The 1,595-nt window shown below is 64.7% G+C and carries 2 protein-coding genes; both read left to right on the top strand.

Going from position 1 to position 1,595, the window contains the following annotated elements; translation table 11 throughout:
- Positions 1–637: molybdopterin cofactor-binding domain-containing protein (locus EN984_RS39410; RefSeq protein ID WP_164765888.1), on the top strand; the 637-nt coding region annotated here is incomplete at its 5' end.
- A gap of 1 nt (position 638) precedes the next feature.
- Positions 639–1,595, top strand: a 957-nt coding sequence (locus EN984_RS39405; protein WP_164765887.1) for a molybdopterin cofactor-binding domain-containing protein, incomplete at its 3' end; no start/stop codon positions are given.

Raw genomic sequence — 1,595 nt, 5'->3', positions numbered from 1 at the left:
GCAGATGCCCGGCAGCAAATTGCATTTCGTCGGCGGCACCGTCGGCGGCGGTTTTGGCGGCAAAGTCGACGTCATCGTCGAGCCGATCGCCATCCTCGGCGCAAAATTAACCGGACGACCAGTCTGTTTTATCTACAGCCGCGAGGAGGAGATGCAGATATCGTCGCCACGCGCGGCCGAAAAGGTCGTCATCAAGGACGGCGTCATGAAGGACGGCCGCATCGTCGCGCGCAAGGTCACTGGCTACACCGATGCCGGCGCCTATTCGCGCCACTCGCCCTATGGCGCGCAGAAGGGCGCGGGGCACTATCCCGGCCCCTACACTATCCCGAACGTCTGGATCGACACCTACTGCGTCTACACCAACCGCACGCCCTCCTCCGCCATGCGCGGCTTCGGCGTCACCATCGGCGATTTCGCGCTGGAGGTGCAGATGGACAAGCTGGCGCGGCTGATCGGCATGGACCCGCTCGAATTCCGCTTCATCAACGCCTATCGCGACGGCGATATGAAAGCGCACCGCCAGCCGACCGAGGGCGCGGCGCTGATCGAATGCATGCAGGAAGCCTCGCGCGCCGCCAACTGGCCGGTGGCGGAGAAATACATGGCGATGTCATCCTACGTGAAGGGAGCTTGAGATGGCGATCAGGCGTGGACGCGGCGTTGCCGCGATCAACTATCCCACCGGCATGAACCTCGGCGGCGACCCGACGCAGGCGCTGGTGCATTCGACGCCGACCGGCAATTTCATGGTGACGCTGTCATCGGTCGATCTCGGCCAGGGCATGAAGCAGATCATGGCGCAGATCTGCGCCGAGACGATCGGCGTGCCGACCGACCGTGTCGTCGTCGACACCGCCGACACCGACACCGGCCCGCACTGCATGGGCACCTTCGCCTCGCGCGGCACACACCGCGCCGGCAACGCCGTCATCCAGGCGGCAAGGGAAGCCCGCCAGGTGATGCTGGAAGTGGCGGCCGAGGAGTTGGAGGTGAATGCATCCGACCTCGAGACCGACGGCCAGGGCAACATACTGGTCAAGGGCGCGCCGCAAAAGTCGATCTCGATCTTCGATGTCGCGCTGTCGGCGCATTTCAAGCGCGGCCGCTCGATCTCGGGCCGCGGCATGTTCCTGATCCCGCGCTCTTATCCCGAGAAAGAAACCGGCGCGATGAAGCCGTCGACCTGCTACGCGCATGCCTGCACCGTGGCCGAGGTCGAGGTCGACGACGAAACCGGCGAGGTCACCGTACTGACGGTGAAGAACGTCTTCGAGATCGGCCGCGCGCTGAACCCGAAAATGGTCGAACAGCAGCTGGTCGGCGGTTCGTGGATGGGCATCAGCCATGCGCTCTACGAGACGACCGAGCCCTATTATCCCAACCGCGATCATGGCGGCACCGACTTCAACCAGTATCTGATGCCGGGTCCCGGCGACCTCGCCGAGACCGAGATCATCGTGCTGGAGCGGCCATCGGCGGACGGACCATACGGCGCCAAAGGGCCGGGCGAAATGTGCGCCAACCCACAGATCCCGGCGGTCGCCAATGCCGTCTTCGACGCCGTCGGCGTGCGCATCGACACGCTGCCGATC

The organism is Mesorhizobium sp. M7A.F.Ca.CA.004.12.1.1, from assembly GCF_003997835.1.
In the GTDB taxonomy this organism is placed as follows: Bacteria; Pseudomonadota; Alphaproteobacteria; order Rhizobiales; family Rhizobiaceae; genus Mesorhizobium.
Note: the sequence above shows the minus strand (reverse complement) of the source record. Positions and strands in the feature narration are given on the sequence as shown.